Annotated in this window: 15 protein-coding genes; 12 read left to right on the top strand and 3 right to left on the bottom strand. The window is 59.6% G+C overall.

Annotated elements, in window-relative coordinates:
• Nucleotides 1-224: 224 nt before the first annotated feature.
• Entirely contained in the window at nucleotides 225-1,109 is an 885-nt protein-coding gene (locus AC6FTP_RS08535; protein ID WP_497206489.1) for a GH25 family lysozyme, read from the bottom strand.
• Nucleotides 1,110-1,167: 58 nt separating this feature from the next.
• Here AC6FTP_RS08535 and AC6FTP_RS08530 point away from each other — a divergent pair, with 58 nt between their 5' ends.
• The 3 genes from AC6FTP_RS08530 to AC6FTP_RS08520 all read left to right on the top strand — a co-directional run bounded on the left by AC6FTP_RS08530 (nucleotide 1,168) and on the right by AC6FTP_RS08520 (nucleotide 2,822).
• Nucleotides 1,168-2,142: a C-terminal binding protein gene (locus tag AC6FTP_RS08530; protein WP_497206488.1), complete on the top strand. Its 975-nt coding sequence runs from the start codon at nucleotides 1,168-1,170 to the stop codon at nucleotides 2,140-2,142.
• Nucleotides 2,143-2,209: 67 nt separating this feature from the next.
• Nucleotides 2,210-2,485, top strand: a complete 276-nt coding sequence (locus tag AC6FTP_RS08525) for a c-type cytochrome domain-containing protein (RefSeq protein WP_497206487.1) — start codon at nucleotides 2,210-2,212, stop codon at nucleotides 2,483-2,485.
• Complete coding sequence (locus AC6FTP_RS08520; RefSeq protein ID WP_497206486.1) at nucleotides 2,400-2,822, top strand: hypothetical protein; 423 nt, start codon at nucleotides 2,400-2,402, stop codon at nucleotides 2,820-2,822. Before AC6FTP_RS08525 ends, AC6FTP_RS08520 begins: the two co-directional genes overlap by 86 nt.
• A gap of 72 nt (nucleotides 2,823-2,894) precedes the next feature.
• On the opposite strand, the gene AC6FTP_RS08515 is transcribed toward AC6FTP_RS08520, so the two are convergent.
• Nucleotides 2,895-4,142, bottom strand: a complete 1,248-nt coding sequence (locus tag AC6FTP_RS08515; protein ID WP_497206485.1) for a phospholipase D-like domain-containing protein — start codon at nucleotides 4,140-4,142, stop codon at nucleotides 2,895-2,897.
• Entirely contained in the window at nucleotides 4,139-4,387 is a 249-nt protein-coding gene (locus AC6FTP_RS08510) for a glutaredoxin family protein (RefSeq protein WP_497206484.1), read from the bottom strand. The genes AC6FTP_RS08515 and AC6FTP_RS08510 overlap by 4 nt, the downstream gene beginning before the upstream one ends.
• 230 nt (nucleotides 4,388-4,617) lie before the next feature.
• On the opposite strand from AC6FTP_RS08510, the gene AC6FTP_RS08505 reads away from it, so the two are divergent.
• The 9 genes from AC6FTP_RS08505 to AC6FTP_RS08465 are packed head-to-tail and all read left to right on the top strand — an operon-like array spanning nucleotide 4,618 to nucleotide 13,757.
• Complete coding sequence (locus tag AC6FTP_RS08505; RefSeq protein WP_497206483.1) at nucleotides 4,618-6,360, top strand: carbamoyltransferase family protein; 1,743 nt, start codon at nucleotides 4,618-4,620, stop codon at nucleotides 6,358-6,360.
• A 6-nt stretch (nucleotides 6,361-6,366) separates the two neighbouring features.
• Complete coding sequence (gene rfbA / locus AC6FTP_RS08500; protein ID WP_497206482.1) at nucleotides 6,367-7,254, top strand: glucose-1-phosphate thymidylyltransferase RfbA; 888 nt, start codon at nucleotides 6,367-6,369, stop codon at nucleotides 7,252-7,254.
• A gap of 8 nt (nucleotides 7,255-7,262) precedes the next feature.
• The gene (gene rfbB, locus AC6FTP_RS08495) at nucleotides 7,263-8,276 is read left to right on the top strand and encodes a dTDP-glucose 4,6-dehydratase (RefSeq protein WP_497206481.1); all 1,014 of its coding nucleotides are present in this window, start codon (nucleotides 7,263-7,265) and stop codon (nucleotides 8,274-8,276) included.
• Nucleotides 8,273-9,100: an ABC transporter permease gene (locus AC6FTP_RS08490; RefSeq protein WP_497206480.1), complete on the top strand. Its 828-nt coding sequence runs from the start codon at nucleotides 8,273-8,275 to the stop codon at nucleotides 9,098-9,100. The genes rfbB and AC6FTP_RS08490 overlap by 4 nt, the downstream gene beginning before the upstream one ends.
• Before the next feature lie 4 nt (nucleotides 9,101-9,104).
• Complete coding sequence (locus tag AC6FTP_RS08485; protein ID WP_497206479.1) at nucleotides 9,105-10,031, top strand: class I SAM-dependent methyltransferase; 927 nt, start codon at nucleotides 9,105-9,107, stop codon at nucleotides 10,029-10,031.
• Nucleotides 10,028-11,050 carry a glycosyltransferase family 4 protein gene (locus AC6FTP_RS08480; protein ID WP_497206478.1) on the top strand — a complete coding sequence of 341 codons (1,023 nt, stop codon included), beginning with the start codon at nucleotides 10,028-10,030 and terminating at the stop codon, nucleotides 11,048-11,050. Before AC6FTP_RS08485 ends, AC6FTP_RS08480 begins: the two co-directional genes overlap by 4 nt.
• 21 nt (nucleotides 11,051-11,071) lie before the next feature.
• On the top strand, nucleotides 11,072-12,217 hold the full coding sequence (locus AC6FTP_RS08475; RefSeq protein ID WP_497206477.1) for a glycosyltransferase: 1,146 nt from the start codon (nucleotides 11,072-11,074) through the stop codon (nucleotides 12,215-12,217).
• Complete coding sequence (locus AC6FTP_RS08470) at nucleotides 12,211-13,008, top strand: TylF/MycF/NovP-related O-methyltransferase (RefSeq protein ID WP_497206476.1); 798 nt, start codon at nucleotides 12,211-12,213, stop codon at nucleotides 13,006-13,008. The genes AC6FTP_RS08475 and AC6FTP_RS08470 overlap by 7 nt, the downstream gene beginning before the upstream one ends.
• Nucleotides 13,008-13,757, top strand: a complete 750-nt coding sequence (locus tag AC6FTP_RS08465; RefSeq protein WP_497206475.1) for a class I SAM-dependent methyltransferase — start codon at nucleotides 13,008-13,010, stop codon at nucleotides 13,755-13,757. Before AC6FTP_RS08470 ends, AC6FTP_RS08465 begins: the two co-directional genes overlap by 1 nt.
• Nucleotides 13,758-13,771 lie beyond the last annotated feature (14 nt).

The following is a 13,771-nucleotide window of genomic DNA, read 5'->3' as shown; positions in this document are numbered from 1 at the left end:
CTCAAGCACAAGGCGCGACAAGCTTGCCCTTCACTTCCTCTCCCTCATTCAATTCGCCTCCATCATCGACTGGCTCAGATACGGTTGTTGAGGGTTTTCAAACACCGCCTAGAAAGCCGCCGACAAAGGCAAGTGCGACAGCTTTGCCCGCAGCACGAGGAGGGAGGGCGGCGGAATCGCCACGGATTTTGGTGAGGAGGTTCATGCTGCTCGGGGATTTGTGTTTAGCGCAGCCGCAGTCCGTGCCGCTGCCAGAAGCTTTGCAACGAGGCCTGCGAGCCGTTGAAGACATTGCGTTCAGTTGGTCGATCAAGATTGCCAAAGTAGAGCGGGAAGTGGTAGCGCCCATGATTGTAAACCTTGGGCCGCGAACGACCGCCCTGCCAGTCCACGCCGCCGTATTGCCACATCGTCCAGTTTGACCAGACGTCGTATTGATCCACGAGACCGCTCGGATTGCCCGGTGCGGGATACACCGGCCCTGCGCCGCTATCATGCGCATACAAAGCGAGCCAGTAGGGCATGCGGCGCAGCTTGGCCTTCGTGGCTGCATCGGCACGGCTCAGCGTCTGCTTTAGCTGCGTGCTGTTCTCCAAATACGCCACCGGCACCACGCCGGTGCGGCTTTCCACACGATCCATGAAACGCAGAATGGCGGAGAGTGACAGATCGCCGTCGAAATCCCCGCACAGCAGCAGCGCCGGGGCATTCCAAGTGCGGCTGCGTGCCAGCGACAAGGCGCGGTTCACAAACTGATCCGCTTGTGTCACCGCATCGACGTGGCGCTGCACTCGGTAGTAAACTCCAGGCAGCAATCCCGCCCGATCTGCGGAGGAGAGGAAGCTAGCGCATTTCTCATCGAGGTTCCCGCCTTTGCCCGCACGAGCGATGAGACCGCTCGCTCCATTCGCCCGCAGCGCGGAGACATCATGCTCCGAGAAGCCACGACCTTCACGCTGCCGCTCCTTCGGATCGTAGGCCGACACATTGATGATCTGCGGCATGCCCCAGGAACTTGTCGGTGCCAGGCTGCCCGGAGTGCTGCCGGGCTGCGGCGCTGCGCATTGGGCGAGGATAAAAGCGAGAGGTGTGAGAAATAATCGTTTCATCTGGTGCGGCGATCATGGCACCAAATCCCAACGCTGACCAGAACTCCCGAATCCCACCATGCCCCACATCGCCATTATCGACTGGCGCACCGCCCCGCAGGGCGATGCGGAGTCTGCCATCGAGAAACACATCATCGGCCATGCCGCGAAGGTCACGCGCCATCTCTGCGACACCGATGCCGACTTGAATGATGAGATCGCCACTGCTGACGCCATCATCATCTGGCACAACATGCCACTCACGGCTCAAGGCATCGCCAAACTCAATAACTGCCGCGCCATCATCCGAAACGGCGTCGGCTTCGACAGCGTTGACGTCGCCGCAGCACGCGAGCGCGGCATCGCCGTGTGCAATGTGCCCGACTACGGCACCGAGGAGGTCGCCGACCATGCCATCGCACTGGCGATGACGCTTTGTCGGCAAATCATCCCGCTCGATCAGGAAGCCAAACAGCTCGGCTGGAACATCAGGATCGGTCCCAAACTCCGTCGTCTAAGTACACTCACGTTTGGCATCGTCGGCCTCGGACGTATCGGTACTGCGACGGCATTGCGGGCAAAGGCTCTCGGCTTTCGCGTCATTTTCCATGATCCTTATTTGCCCAACGGCGCGGACAAAGCTGTCGGCATCACACGGGTTCGCACGCTCGATGAACTTCTGGCTCAAACGGATATGCTTTCTCTTCACTGCCCCCTGAATGCCGAAACCAAACACCTCATTGCCGAGCGCGAGCTATCGGTGCTCAAGAATGGCGCTTTCGTCGTGAACACGGCACGCGGAGCCATCATCAAGAAAGACGCCATCCTCTCGGCTCTCAGGGACGGTAGCATCGCCGGAGCCGGGCTCGACGTCATTGAAGACGAGCCTTTGCGCACCGCCGAAGAAGCTGCGACGCCCAACCTCATCGCTACCTGCCACGCCGCGTTTTGCAGTGTCGAATCGAAGATCGAGATGCGCAGCACCTCCGCCCGCATTGCACTCGCTGCTGTGACTGGGCAGCGCCTGGAAAATGTCGTGAATGGAGTCGGGTGAGCGCGTCCCCTCGATAGTTCGGGGGTACTGCATGATCCTCAACCTTGGTTCGTAATGAGACTCGCCGATGCTGGACCGCCATCTTTTCACCTGCTTTGCCACCGCTCTCACGCTTGCTCCTCAGGCAGCGTGGAGCGCCGCGTCTGCGCTCGATCCGAAAGTGCAGGCCTATTTGGAAAAGCACTGCCTCAAATGCCACGACGCCGCTGTGCATAAGGGTGACTTCCGCATCGACAATCTCTCTACCAAGATCGGCTTTGAAGACACACCTCAGTGGCTGGAACTCATGGAGCGCATCAACTCGAGCGCTATCGCCTCCACTCGTCACCGTCACCTTCTTTAGCAATGTCGATCCCAAACTCTTCGACGAACTCACGCTCAAAGACCCCAACGCCCCGCCACCGAAAGACGGCAGCCTGCCGCCCACCGAGCCTCGCGGCGGTCTTGCCGTCGCTCGCGAATCCTTGATGACCTACGATCCCGTGAATGACCGAAAAACCGGTAGCATTCTCGAAGTGAAGAAAATCCCCGTCGAACCCGGCAGCAGCGGTTTGCAGATCAAACTTAACATGGACCTCATGCTCGAAGGCTACCGCCCGAAGTGCATCGTGCGATTCTACCCGGAGACTTGGAAAGTAAATGCGCTGCGGAAGGAAGAAGAGTTCTTTGGCAAGGAGTAAGGGGATTTTGTGCGTCAAACGCCACTCAGACTGCAATTTAGGCGTGGCATTGCATCGCCAACTTCAAAGCTGTCACAACTGATGCTGCACTCGCCGCCCGAGCCATCCTTTGAGTTTTTGCCCGAGAGGCTGGCGGAGGTCTTCCATCTTTAAAAGACGGCTGCGGGATTTGTCTTCGGCGTGCATGGCGAGCTGCTCGCTGGCAAAGCTGCGGCTGAGGACGAGGACGTTATTTTCGTCGTTAATGAAGAAGCTGCGCTGGTCGATATTGCCTGAACCGATGATGCTGAGGTGGTCATCGATGACGACGAGTTTTCCATGCATCATACAGGCTTCATATTCGCGGACTTCGATGCCAGCCTGGATGAAGCGACGCAGGAGTGGGGCGGTGGTGCAGGCACACATGGGCATGTCGGTATGTTTGCCGGGGACGAGAAGCTCAATGTGGACACCGCGCCGCCGTGCTTCGAAGAGTGCATCAATGATCGGGCGGTTTGGGATGAAGTAGGCGTGGGAGATGGCGATGCTCTTTCGTGCGGCGCGAATGGCTAACAAGAAGGTGCTGCCGATGGTGTCGGGGCCTTTTTTCGGCGCGCCGAGGATGCTTTGGGCAGTGAGGGTGCCGACGGCTGGCAGGGCGGGGAAGTGGTGGGAGCCGGTGACGGGCTGGTGAGTGATCTCCTGCCAGTTGTCATTAAAGGCGTGCTGGAGCTGGGCGACGATGGGGCCGCGCAGCTCATACATGGTGTCGCGCCAGCGGTGGGGACCTTCGGCGTGGCCGTCCCAGGCGTAAGCGAGTCCGGCACCACCGACAAAGCCGGTTTTTCCATCGGCGACGAGGATGCGGCGGTGGGTGCGATGGTTGTAAAGAAGGATATTTGGCAGCCGCCAGGGGCTGTAGAAACGCAGGTCGATGCCGGCGGCGCACATCGCGGCGAGGTGGGCTTTGCCATAGGTGTTACAGCCGTAGTGGTCGAGCAGGATGCGGACCTGGACGCCTGCTTTGGCCCGCTCGATGAAGGCCTCGGTGAAGTCAGCGACGGGCTGGCTATCCACGGCGACGAAATTTTCCCAAGTGAGGGTGTGCCGGGCGCTGCGGATGGCGCTGAGCATGGCGGGGATGAAGCTGCCGCCGTTCGGCAAGGTGCGGACGCTATTCCCGGAGGTCCAGCTCTGGCCGGTGAGGCTGCTGACCTCGGCGGCGAAGGCCGGGGAGGTGACGGCGGCGGGCTGGGAGGGGACTTTTTGCAACCTGCCGGTGGCACAGGAGCTGAGGAGAAGCCCGAAAAGCAGGGCGAAGCTGGTCCGGCGGGGGCTCACGGCATGGGGAACTTCATCTTGGCCCACCAGGCTTCGAGTTCGTCGGCCCCGAAGTCGGCGAGGATGTGGTCATCGACATCAATGCTGGGGGCTTTGGTCTGACCGGTGAGGGCGTGCATCTCGGCGCGGGCTGCAGAGTCGCGAACGACATCAAGGGTAGTGAAGGAGATGCCGTGGGAGGCGAGCCAGTCGATGGCTTCGTCACACCAGGGGCAGCCGGGTTTGATGAAGAGGCGGATTTGCATGGGGATAGGGAGGATTTCGGGGTAGTCGGGTATCTTACCGAGGCCGTCAACATGAGGGGTGTGTCAATCGAACATTTGCGCACGAGTTTATGCTTTGCGCTGATACTCAGCGTGATAGAGTCCCGCTCCCTTTATCCGAAAAAAGGGCCTCAACCAACCTCTGCACCGTGCTTTCTGGAGCTTCACAAGAAGATGACCAATGGCGGCAGCGTGCCCGGATTTCCTGACTCATGATTGTACTCGGACTGAATGCTTATCACGGTGACTCCGCTGCCGCGCTGGTGGTGGATGGGAAACTGATCGCTGCGGCGGAGGAGGAGCGATTCCGCCGGATCAAACACTGGTCCGGCATGCCGACTGAGGCCATCCGCTGGTGTCTGGAGGACGCGGGTCTGAAGCTGAGTGATGTGGATCATGTGGCGATCAATCGGAACCCGAAGGTGAACAATCTTCGCCGTGCGCTGTATGTGCTGCGCAAGAGGCCGAGTCTGGGCCTCATCATGAAGCGTCTCGGCAATATTCGTCGGGCCGCGAGCTTTGAAGACCAACTGCAAAGCGCGATGCCGGGCCAGACGCTGCGCGCGCAGGTGCATCGGGTGGAGCATCACCTCGCGCATCTGGCTTCGGCGTATCTGGTGTCAGGCTTTGACGAGGCGGTATGTCTCTCGGTGGATGGCTTCGGCGACTTCGCGAGCAGTGCATGGGGTATGGGCCATGGCGATCAGATCGACATCGACGGTCGCGTGTACTTCCCGCACTCGCTGGGCATCTTTTACACGGTGATCACGCAGTTCCTGGGCTTCCCGTATTATGGCGATGAATACAAGGTGATGGGCCTGGCTCCCTACGGCGAGCCGAAGTATCTGCCGCAGATGCGCCAGATCGTGCAGATCCAGCCCGATGGCACCTACCGGCTGAATTTGAAATACTTCCGCCATCACAGCGACGACGTCCACTACACCTGGGACGACTGCTGCCCTGAGGTCGGCACGCTGTATCGCAAAGAAGCGATGGAGGAACTCTTCGGCCCCGAGCGCGCGAAAGGTGAAGCCTTGGAGCAGAAGCACCGCGACATGGCCCGCAGCGCCCAAGCGATGTATGAGGAGGCTTTTTTCGCGATGCTGAATGCGCTGCACAAGCGCTATGGCTGCACCAACCTCGCCCTCTCCGGTGGCTGCGGCATGAACTCGGTGGCGAACGGCAGGGTTTATCTGAACTCGCCCTTCAAGCGCATGTATCTGCCCGCCTCCGCCGGTGATGCGGGCGGTGCCATTGGTTCGGCGTTTGTCGTGGCGAGGCAGATGGAGAAAACGCCGCGCTTTGTGATGGATCACGCCTATGTCGGGCCGCAATCCAACGAAGCGGAGATCAAGGCGCTGCTCGAAGCACGCGCTGCCGACATCCAGGCCGAGGGCTGCACCGTGCGGCGCTTTGAAGATGAAGGCGAGCTTTGCCAGACCACCGCTACGGCTATCACGGAAGGCAAGGTGATCGGTTGGTTCCAAGGCCGCCTCGAATGGGGGCCACGAGCGCTGGGCAATCGCAGCATCCTCGGTGATCCGCGTCGCGCCGACATGAAGGACATCCTGAATCTGAAGATCAAACGCCGAGAGTCCTTCCGCCCCTTTGCTCCCAGCATTCTCCGTGAAGATGTGAGCGAGTGGTTCGAGCAGGATGATGATGTGCCTTTCATGATGGAGGTCTTCCAAGTGCGGCAAGAGAAGCGTGCTCTCGTGCCCGCCACGACCCACGCGGACGGCTCTGGCCGCCTGCAAACGGTACACAAGGAGACGAACCCACGCTATCACCGTCTCATCAGCGCCTACAAAGCTATCACGGGTGTCTCGATGGTGCTGAACACGAGCTTCAATGAAAATGAACCCGTCGTCTGTCGCCCTCAGGAAGCGCTGGATTGCTTCCTGCGCACGAAGATGGATGTCCTGGTGCTCAACGACTGGATGGTCACACGCTGAACTGATATGAAAGGCATTGTTCTCGCAGGCGGAGCCGGTTCACGGCTGTATCCGCTGACCCAGGTGGCAAGCAAGCAACTCCAGCCGGTCTATGACAAGCCGATGGTGTACTATCCGCTCACCGTACTCATCGCTTCGGGCATTCGTGAGATCTGCCTGATCTCCACACCACATGATCTGCCACGCTTCAAGCAGTTGCTCGGCGATGGCACGCAGTGGGGCATCAGCATCGACTATCGAGAACAAGAGAAACCTGCTGGTATCGCCCAGGCATTCTTGATCGCCGATGATTTCATTGGTGAGGATCAGGTCGTACTCATCCTCGGAGACAATATATTCTTCGGCGGTGACGCTTTCCCGCGCGCCATTAGTGAGTTCCAAAGTGGTGCCACGGTCTTTGCCTACCACGTTACTGATCCCGAACGTTATGGCGTCGTGGAGTTTGATCGAGAAGGTCAGGCGATCTCTTTGGAGGAGAAGCCCAAGCAGCCGCGTAGCAACTTCGCCGTGCCCGGAGTTTACATCTACGACAACAGCGTCGTGCAGATCGCGCGTGAGATGAAGCCGTCTGCGCGTGGTGAATTGGAGATCACGGACGTGAACAAGGAATACCTCCAGCGTGGCAAACTACGCGTCGTGCGCATGAGCCGTGGCACAGCCTGGCTGGACGCGGGCACGAGCAGCAGCCTGCATGATGCTTCTGCGTATGTACAGACCATCGAGAAACGTCAGGGGATGAAGCTTGGCTGTCCTGAGGAGGCTGCGCTGCATCGCGGGTTTCTGAAAATCGAAGACTTCGAGGTGCTGGTCTCCACAATGCCGAACTGCGAGTATCGTGACTACCTGGCCGGGTTAGCCGGTGAAGTCCGCCGGGTGGGCCTGAGCGCCGCTTGATTCAAACTATGAACCTTCTCATTACAGGTGGAGCTGGTTTCATCGGGTCGAACCTCGTTCGCCTTGTGGCAAAACAGCCCGAGGTGCGCAAGATCGTGAATCTCGACTGCCTGACGTATGCCGGGCATCTCGAAAATCTCGCGGGGGTGGAGCATCCTGGCTACGTTTTCGAGAAGGCTGACCTGCGTGATAAAGACGCCGTCATCCGTGTCGTGAAGCAGCATGACATCACCCACGTCATGCACCTCGCTGCGGAGTCGCATGTGGATCGCTCCATCACGGGGCCGGGTGACTTCATTCAAACCAACATCGTCGGAACCTTCCATCTGCTCGAAGCCTGTCGCGATCACTGGCAGGGCAGGGAAGGGGTGAAATTTCATCATGTCTCCACCGACGAAGTCTATGGCTCGCTTGGCGAAACTGGGCTCTTCACGGAAACGACGTCCTACGCGCCGAACTCACCGTACTCAGCCAGCAAAGCCTCCAGCGATATGCTGGTGCGAGCTTACCACCACACATACGGCCTGCCGACCGTCATCACGAACTGCTCGAACAACTACGGTCCCTATCAGTTCCCCGAAAAGCTCATTCCAGTGGTCATCCAGAGCATTCTCTCACGCAAAGCGATCCCGGTTTATGGCGATGGCATGAACGTGCGCGACTGGCTCTACGTCGGCGACCATGTCGAGGCTCTCTGGCTCGTGCTGCATCAAGGTCGTTCGGGTGAAACCTACAACATCGGAGGCCTCAATGAGAAGGCGAATCTCCATCTCGTGCAGCTCATGTGTGATCTCGTGGACGAGATGAAGCCGGAGCTCGGAGGTGGTTCTCGCTCGCTGATCACCTTTGTCAAAGACCGTCCCGGCCATGATCGCCGCTACGCCATTGATGCCTCGAAGATCGAGCGAGAGCTCGGCTGGCAACCGGCACACACCTTTGAGTCGGGCATTCGCGAAACCGTCGCGTGGTATCTCAACAACATTGCCTGGGCGGAAGCCGTCACGGGCAAGATCATGGCATGAGCAAACTCGTCATCGAAGCCGGTCGCGCTTCACAGCAATACTGGGCTGATCTGTGGCGCTACCGGGAGTTGTTTGGTTTCCTCGCCTGGCGTGACATTCTTGTCCGTTACAAGCAGACCGTCATCGGAGTCGCCTGGGCGGTGATCCGTCCGCTACTCTCCATCTTGATCGGTGCTGGAATTTTCGGCACGCTTGCAAAATTGCCCAGCGATGACGTGCCCTACGCCATCATGGTCTGCGCGGGCACGTTGCCATGGTTCTTCTTTTCCAGTGCACTGAGTGAATCAGCAGGAAGCCTCGTGGGGAATGCCAACCTCATCTCCAAGGTGTATTTCCCCCGCATGATCCTGCCCGCGAGCGCTGTGGTCGTGGCGTTTGTCGATTTCGCCATCTCCCTGGTCATCCTCGCAGGCTTGATGATCTGGTATGGCATCATGCCGACCTGGCGTCTGTGTGCTCTGCCATTGTTTACTGCGCTCGCCTTTGTCACAGCGATGGGTCCCGGTCTTCTCTTCACGGCCTTGAATGTGAAGTACCGCGACTTCCGCTACATCATCCCTTTCGTGGTGCAGTTCGGGCAGTTCGTCTCACCCGTGTTTTACAGCACGTCGGCGATCCAGGAACGCTTTGGTGACACCGGTCGCATCATCGTTTCCATCAATCCCATCGTCGGAGTGATTGATGGCTTCCGCTGGGCCATCCTCGGCACTACGGAAATGCACTGGGGCAGCTTCGCTCTTTCCTCCGTGCTGAGTCTTCTTTTCCTGGTGGTTGGCATCAAATACTTCCGCCATACCGAGCGCACGTTTGCCGACGTGATCTGATGTCATGCCACCGCTGCGCACCTTGTTTCATCCGACCTACCCATGGCGGTTTTTGAAATCACGCGCTCTACGCTGCTGGCTGCGCTGTTATCCGAATCACCGTGGTGCCAGCCTGTTTCCTCCCGGCCATTTTTACTCGCCTCTTCTCGATTTGGAGAGCACCAATCCTGCTGCCGAATTTCTGCCGCACGATGATGAGAAATGTTGGGAGCATGTTGAACTTCACCCCGATGAGCAGCGAGCGCTTTATGTGGAGCTGCTCGCCCAGAAGCCGCGCCTTTCATTCCCTGAGCAGGCACAGCCGGGCTGGCGCTATCACTCGCAAAATGACTGGTTCCCTCTGGCCGATGCTTTTCTGCTCAGCGGTCTCATGCACCGTGAGAAGCCTCGGAGGATCATTGAAGTCGGATCAGGTTTTTCTACCGCAGTGATGCTCGACACGCTGGAGCAAATGGGAGGCCAATGCGAGATCACATGCATCGAACCCTATCCGCAGCGATTGGAGCAATTGCTCGCCGTGCAGGGCATGGGACGCATCACGCTTCATCGTCAGCCGGTGCAATTCATGCCGATGGAAATCTTCGACACGCTGGAGGCCGGAGATTTTCTCTTCATCGACTCATCCCATGTGGCGAAAGCGGGCAGCGATGTGGCCTTTCTCTTTCTGAGAGTCATCCCGCGTCTGAAGCCCGGTGTCTGGGTGCATGTCCACGACATTTTCTACCCTGGTTCCTATCCCATGGACTGGTTTCAGGAAGGGCGCGCATGGAACGAGTCTCTCTTTCTGCGTGCGCTTCTGATCGGCAATCCAGATCTGAAGGTTCGCGCCTTCAATCGGTATGCAGCCGCTCAGTTTCCTGGGCTTTTCAGAGATTCATTGCCAGCCTTGCTTGCCAATGCTGGCGGCAGTTTTTGGATGCAACGCGCATGAGGCCGCTACTCGCCTGGTCCCAGGATGACATCCTCGCCCACCGTTCCGGTTATCATGTGCTCGCCGACTATCTCGATGCTGACAAGGTGTGTGCGGCCCGTGAGGAAACTGCCAGTGGACTTCCGAGACTGTGGTCCCGAGTTCGTCGTAGATTCAGCTTCTCACGCTGGTGTACCAGCGGCTCGTTCGCGGTGGAAAAGGCTGTCCGTCAGCGCCTCGCAGTGGAGTCCGGCCAGCTTGTGCATTTCCTCTGGTGTGACCGCGACCTCGCATTCCTCGATCTTCGCGCTTCGCGTGGCCTGCGCCTCATCGGCACCTTTCATCAATGCCCGGACGATCTGCCGCAGGTCATCCGCAGGCCATCCACTATGCGTCATTTTGCAGCCATCTTGCTCATGAGCGAGACACAGCGTGCCTACTTTCTCCAGCACCGGGTGCCCTCGGAGAGGCTGCATGTCGTGCGGCACGGGGTGGATGTAGATCATTTCATGCCCGCCAGTCTTGATGCGCCAGAGGAGTTCATGGTACTGGCCGTTGGCGGCACGCGCCGGGATTATGCGCAGATGCGAGCCGTGGCTGAATGCTTCGAGGATCAAAGCCGGATTCGTTTCGTCTTCGTCGGACCTGAGGACAAAGGGCACCACTTCGCCGGACTAGGGAATGTCAGCTACCGCATTCGAGTCAGTGATGCCGAGCTGTTGGAACTCAGCCGCCGCGCGTCGTGTTTCCTTCATCTGCCGGAGAATGCCACAGCGAACAATGCGCTGCTCGAAGCCATGGCTTGCGGAGCTCCTGTGGTAAGTCAGCGGGTGGGCGGAGTGCCGGAGTATGTGACGGATGAATGTGCCATGCTTAGCGCTGCGGGTGATGTGGTCGGCACGGTCAAAGCCATCCGCGATCTGGTGGGAAGCCCTTCGCGTCAGCAGGAGATGAGGTGCGCAGCGCGTGCTCATGCGCTGAAGCATGACTGGCGAATCGTTGCGAAGGAGACGGCGGAGATTTACCGGCAGGCAGCGTGACCGATGCGCATTTTGATGGCTATGAACAGCCTTGCCATGGGCGGGGCGGAGAAGTTCTTCACGAATCTGGTCACTGCCCTGCACGGACGCCATGAGGTCACCTGTTACATCCCTGCGCTGCGCTGTTCTGACCCAGCCATGCTCGCACGTCTGCCGGAGCGACTGTCAGTGGAGAGCATCGCATGTTTCACCCCGTTCACTTACCGGGTGTTTTATAAACTCACCCTCATGATTCAGAAGCGCTTCCCAGCCTTCGATCCCGAAATGGCCCTGCATACGCAGCGGTTGAGGACACTGCATCGGCGGCACCGTTTCGACATCGTGAATGCACAGCTCATGCCTGCCGCCCGTCAGGTTTGTGCTGCCTTTGAGCAAACTCGTCTTCCGATCACGAAGTCAGATCATGGTGACACGCGTCATCCTGATCCCGTGGCGGATGCGGTGATCTTCCGCAGGCTCGATGCCCTGGTCTGTCCGGCAGAGGCAAATGCACGAGTTGCCCACACTCTCGGCTTCCATCCGCGCTGCCGCATCACCACGATTCCTTATGGATACAGGGGCTCTGCGGGCGGGGATACGGCTTTGGAACCTTTTGATGGCGTCACCTTTGGCATGGTGGCGCGTGGCGTGGCGGACAAAGGCTGGCGTGAACTCATCACTGCCGCGCGTCGATTGCATGCAGAGGCGGGTAAACCCATCCGACTCGTGCTCATCGGTGACGGTCCCTGTCTTCAGGAATTGCGGCGCGAAATCAACGAGCCTTGGATCATCTTCGCCGGGCAGCAAAACGAACCTGAGCGCTGGGTGCGTGGCTTCGATGTCGGCCTGCTTCCCACCTGCCTGCCTGAGGAGAGCCTGCCAAATTCGATCATCGAATACCTCGCCTGCGGCAAGCCGGTGATCGCCACGGACATCGGTGGCATTCCTGACATGATCTGGCGCGCTGGTCGGCTCGTGCCGCTCGCCGCCGATGGACGTGCGGATGTGAACCATCTCGCTGCTGAGATGCTCGCACTGACGCATTCCGAGGCGCGTTTTGAACTAGCGCTGGGTGCGGCGGATGCATTCGCCCGTTTCAGCATGGAGCACTGCCTGGGGCAGTATGAGAACCTCTTTGCTAGTCTCTGTGAAACCAGCATGAGCGGAGGAACTCGGACATCATGCTGAAACGTACCAGACATGCCCTCGCCGCTGTGCTTCATGCAGGGCGGAAGGCGTGGCATGAAGTTCCTGCCGCCGCTTCGGCACATCGTGCGGAGGCACGCCCTGACATCTCTGCGGACGACATGGCGCGTCTGAGTGCCGTGGACGGCCTGACCATGACAGGTGTGGAGCGGCGCTACGCCCTCCTCCAAGCAGTGCAGTATCTCCAGCGCTGGCAGATTCCGGGCGACATTGTGGAGTGCGGCGTCTGGCGCGGTGGCAGCATGGCGCTCGTGGCGCGGGCCTTGATGGAGAATGCGGAAACCTCGCGCTCGCTCTGGCTCTATGACACCTTCACCGGCATGACTCAGCCTGGAGACATGGACCGCGATCACTCGGGCACTCCGGCACGCGAGCTTCTCGCCGCCGACACAACTCCACGCGCGCAGAGCGTGCTATGGGCGGAAGCCTCTTTGGAGGACGTGCGCCACACACTTTCCCAGACCGGTTATCCTGCGGAAAAGATGCACTTCATTGCCGGGCCGGTTGAGCAGACCATCCCTGCACACCTGCCGGAGCGGATCGCTTTGCTGAGGCTGGACACCGACTGGTATGAGAGCACGCGTCATGAACTGGCGCATCTCTATCAGCGCGTCACGCCCGGCGGCGTCATCATCGTGGACGATTACGGCTGCTGGCAGGGAGCCCGCCGCGCTGTGGATGAATTTTTAGCCTCCTGCCCCGAGCCTATCCTCCTGCACCGTGTGGATGAAACGGGCCGCGTCTGGGTGAAACCCCGCCGCACTTCCGCCTGATGGACAGATCTCTGGCCATGCCTAATTATGTGCGCGAGCGCCTGCATCCGCAGCCGGGGGATCAATTTTACCTCCACCTCGCGGACCTGCGTCAGGCGCTGGAGCAGCACCGCACCGATGCCCCGCTGCACATCCTCGACTACGGCTGCGGCGGCTCGCCCTACCGCAGTTTGTTTCCAAACGCTGTCCGCTATGTGCGTGCCGACCTCGCGGGCACGCCGGACATTGACCATGCTTTTCGTTCAGACAGCCGCCTCCCTGAACTTTCCTCCGCCAGCTTCGACCTCGTGCTTTCCACCCAGGTGCTGGAGCATGTGGCAGACCCCGCCGCCTATCTGGCCGAGGCGCTGCGGCTTCTGCGTCCGGGTGGGAAGCTTCTCCTTTCCACTCACGGCACTTTCCCGGACCATGGCTGCCCTCACGATTACTGGCGTTGGACGGCGGACGGCCTCTCGCTGACGCTGAAGCAGGCCGGGTTCAGCGAGGTCGTCGTCACGCGACTCACCTGCGGCAGGCGTGCCGTGGCCTTCATGCTGACCCAGATGCTGACCACACCTTCATCTGCATCCAGCGGACTCGCCAGCTTCAGCCTGCGGCTGCTTTCATCCATGGTGCGCCGTTATCTCGCCGCCTGGGACGGACTTCTGGACCACCTGACCCAGCAGGACTCCGTGCGGCGCGACCACCAGCCCATGCCCATTGACCACAGCATCGGACTTCTCGCCGTGGCGCAGCGCCCTGCCATCTGATCCACTTCGCACAC

Source organism: Prosthecobacter sp., from assembly GCF_044378005.1.
Lineage (GTDB): Bacteria > Verrucomicrobiota > Verrucomicrobiia > Verrucomicrobiales > Verrucomicrobiaceae > Prosthecobacter.
Note: the sequence above shows the minus strand (reverse complement) of the source record. Positions and strands in the feature narration are given on the sequence as shown.

Coding starts and splice junctions, on each gene's coding strand:
- AC6FTP_RS08535 (WP_497206489.1), bottom strand. CDS start 1,109: ATGAAACGATTATTTCTCACACCTCTCGCTTTTATCCTCGCCCAATGC.
- AC6FTP_RS08530 (WP_497206488.1), top strand. CDS start 1,168: ATGCCCCACATCGCCATTATCGACTGGCGCACCGCCCCGCAGGGCGAT.
- AC6FTP_RS08525 (WP_497206487.1), top strand. CDS start 2,210: ATGCTGGACCGCCATCTTTTCACCTGCTTTGCCACCGCTCTCACGCTT.
- AC6FTP_RS08510 (WP_497206484.1), bottom strand. CDS start 4,387: ATGCAAATCCGCCTCTTCATCAAACCCGGCTGCCCCTGGTGTGACGAA.
- AC6FTP_RS08505 (WP_497206483.1), top strand. CDS start 4,618: ATGATTGTACTCGGACTGAATGCTTATCACGGTGACTCCGCTGCCGCG.
- rfbA (WP_497206482.1), top strand. CDS start 6,367: ATGAAAGGCATTGTTCTCGCAGGCGGAGCCGGTTCACGGCTGTATCCG.
- rfbB (WP_497206481.1), top strand. CDS start 7,263: ATGAACCTTCTCATTACAGGTGGAGCTGGTTTCATCGGGTCGAACCTC.
- AC6FTP_RS08490 (WP_497206480.1), top strand. CDS start 8,273: ATGAGCAAACTCGTCATCGAAGCCGGTCGCGCTTCACAGCAATACTGG.
- AC6FTP_RS08485 (WP_497206479.1), top strand. CDS start 9,105: ATGCCACCGCTGCGCACCTTGTTTCATCCGACCTACCCATGGCGGTTT.
- AC6FTP_RS08480 (WP_497206478.1), top strand. CDS start 10,028: ATGAGGCCGCTACTCGCCTGGTCCCAGGATGACATCCTCGCCCACCGT.
- AC6FTP_RS08475 (WP_497206477.1), top strand. CDS start 11,072: ATGAACAGCCTTGCCATGGGCGGGGCGGAGAAGTTCTTCACGAATCTG.
- AC6FTP_RS08470 (WP_497206476.1), top strand. CDS start 12,211: ATGCTGAAACGTACCAGACATGCCCTCGCCGCTGTGCTTCATGCAGGG.
- AC6FTP_RS08465 (WP_497206475.1), top strand. CDS start 13,008: ATGGACAGATCTCTGGCCATGCCTAATTATGTGCGCGAGCGCCTGCAT.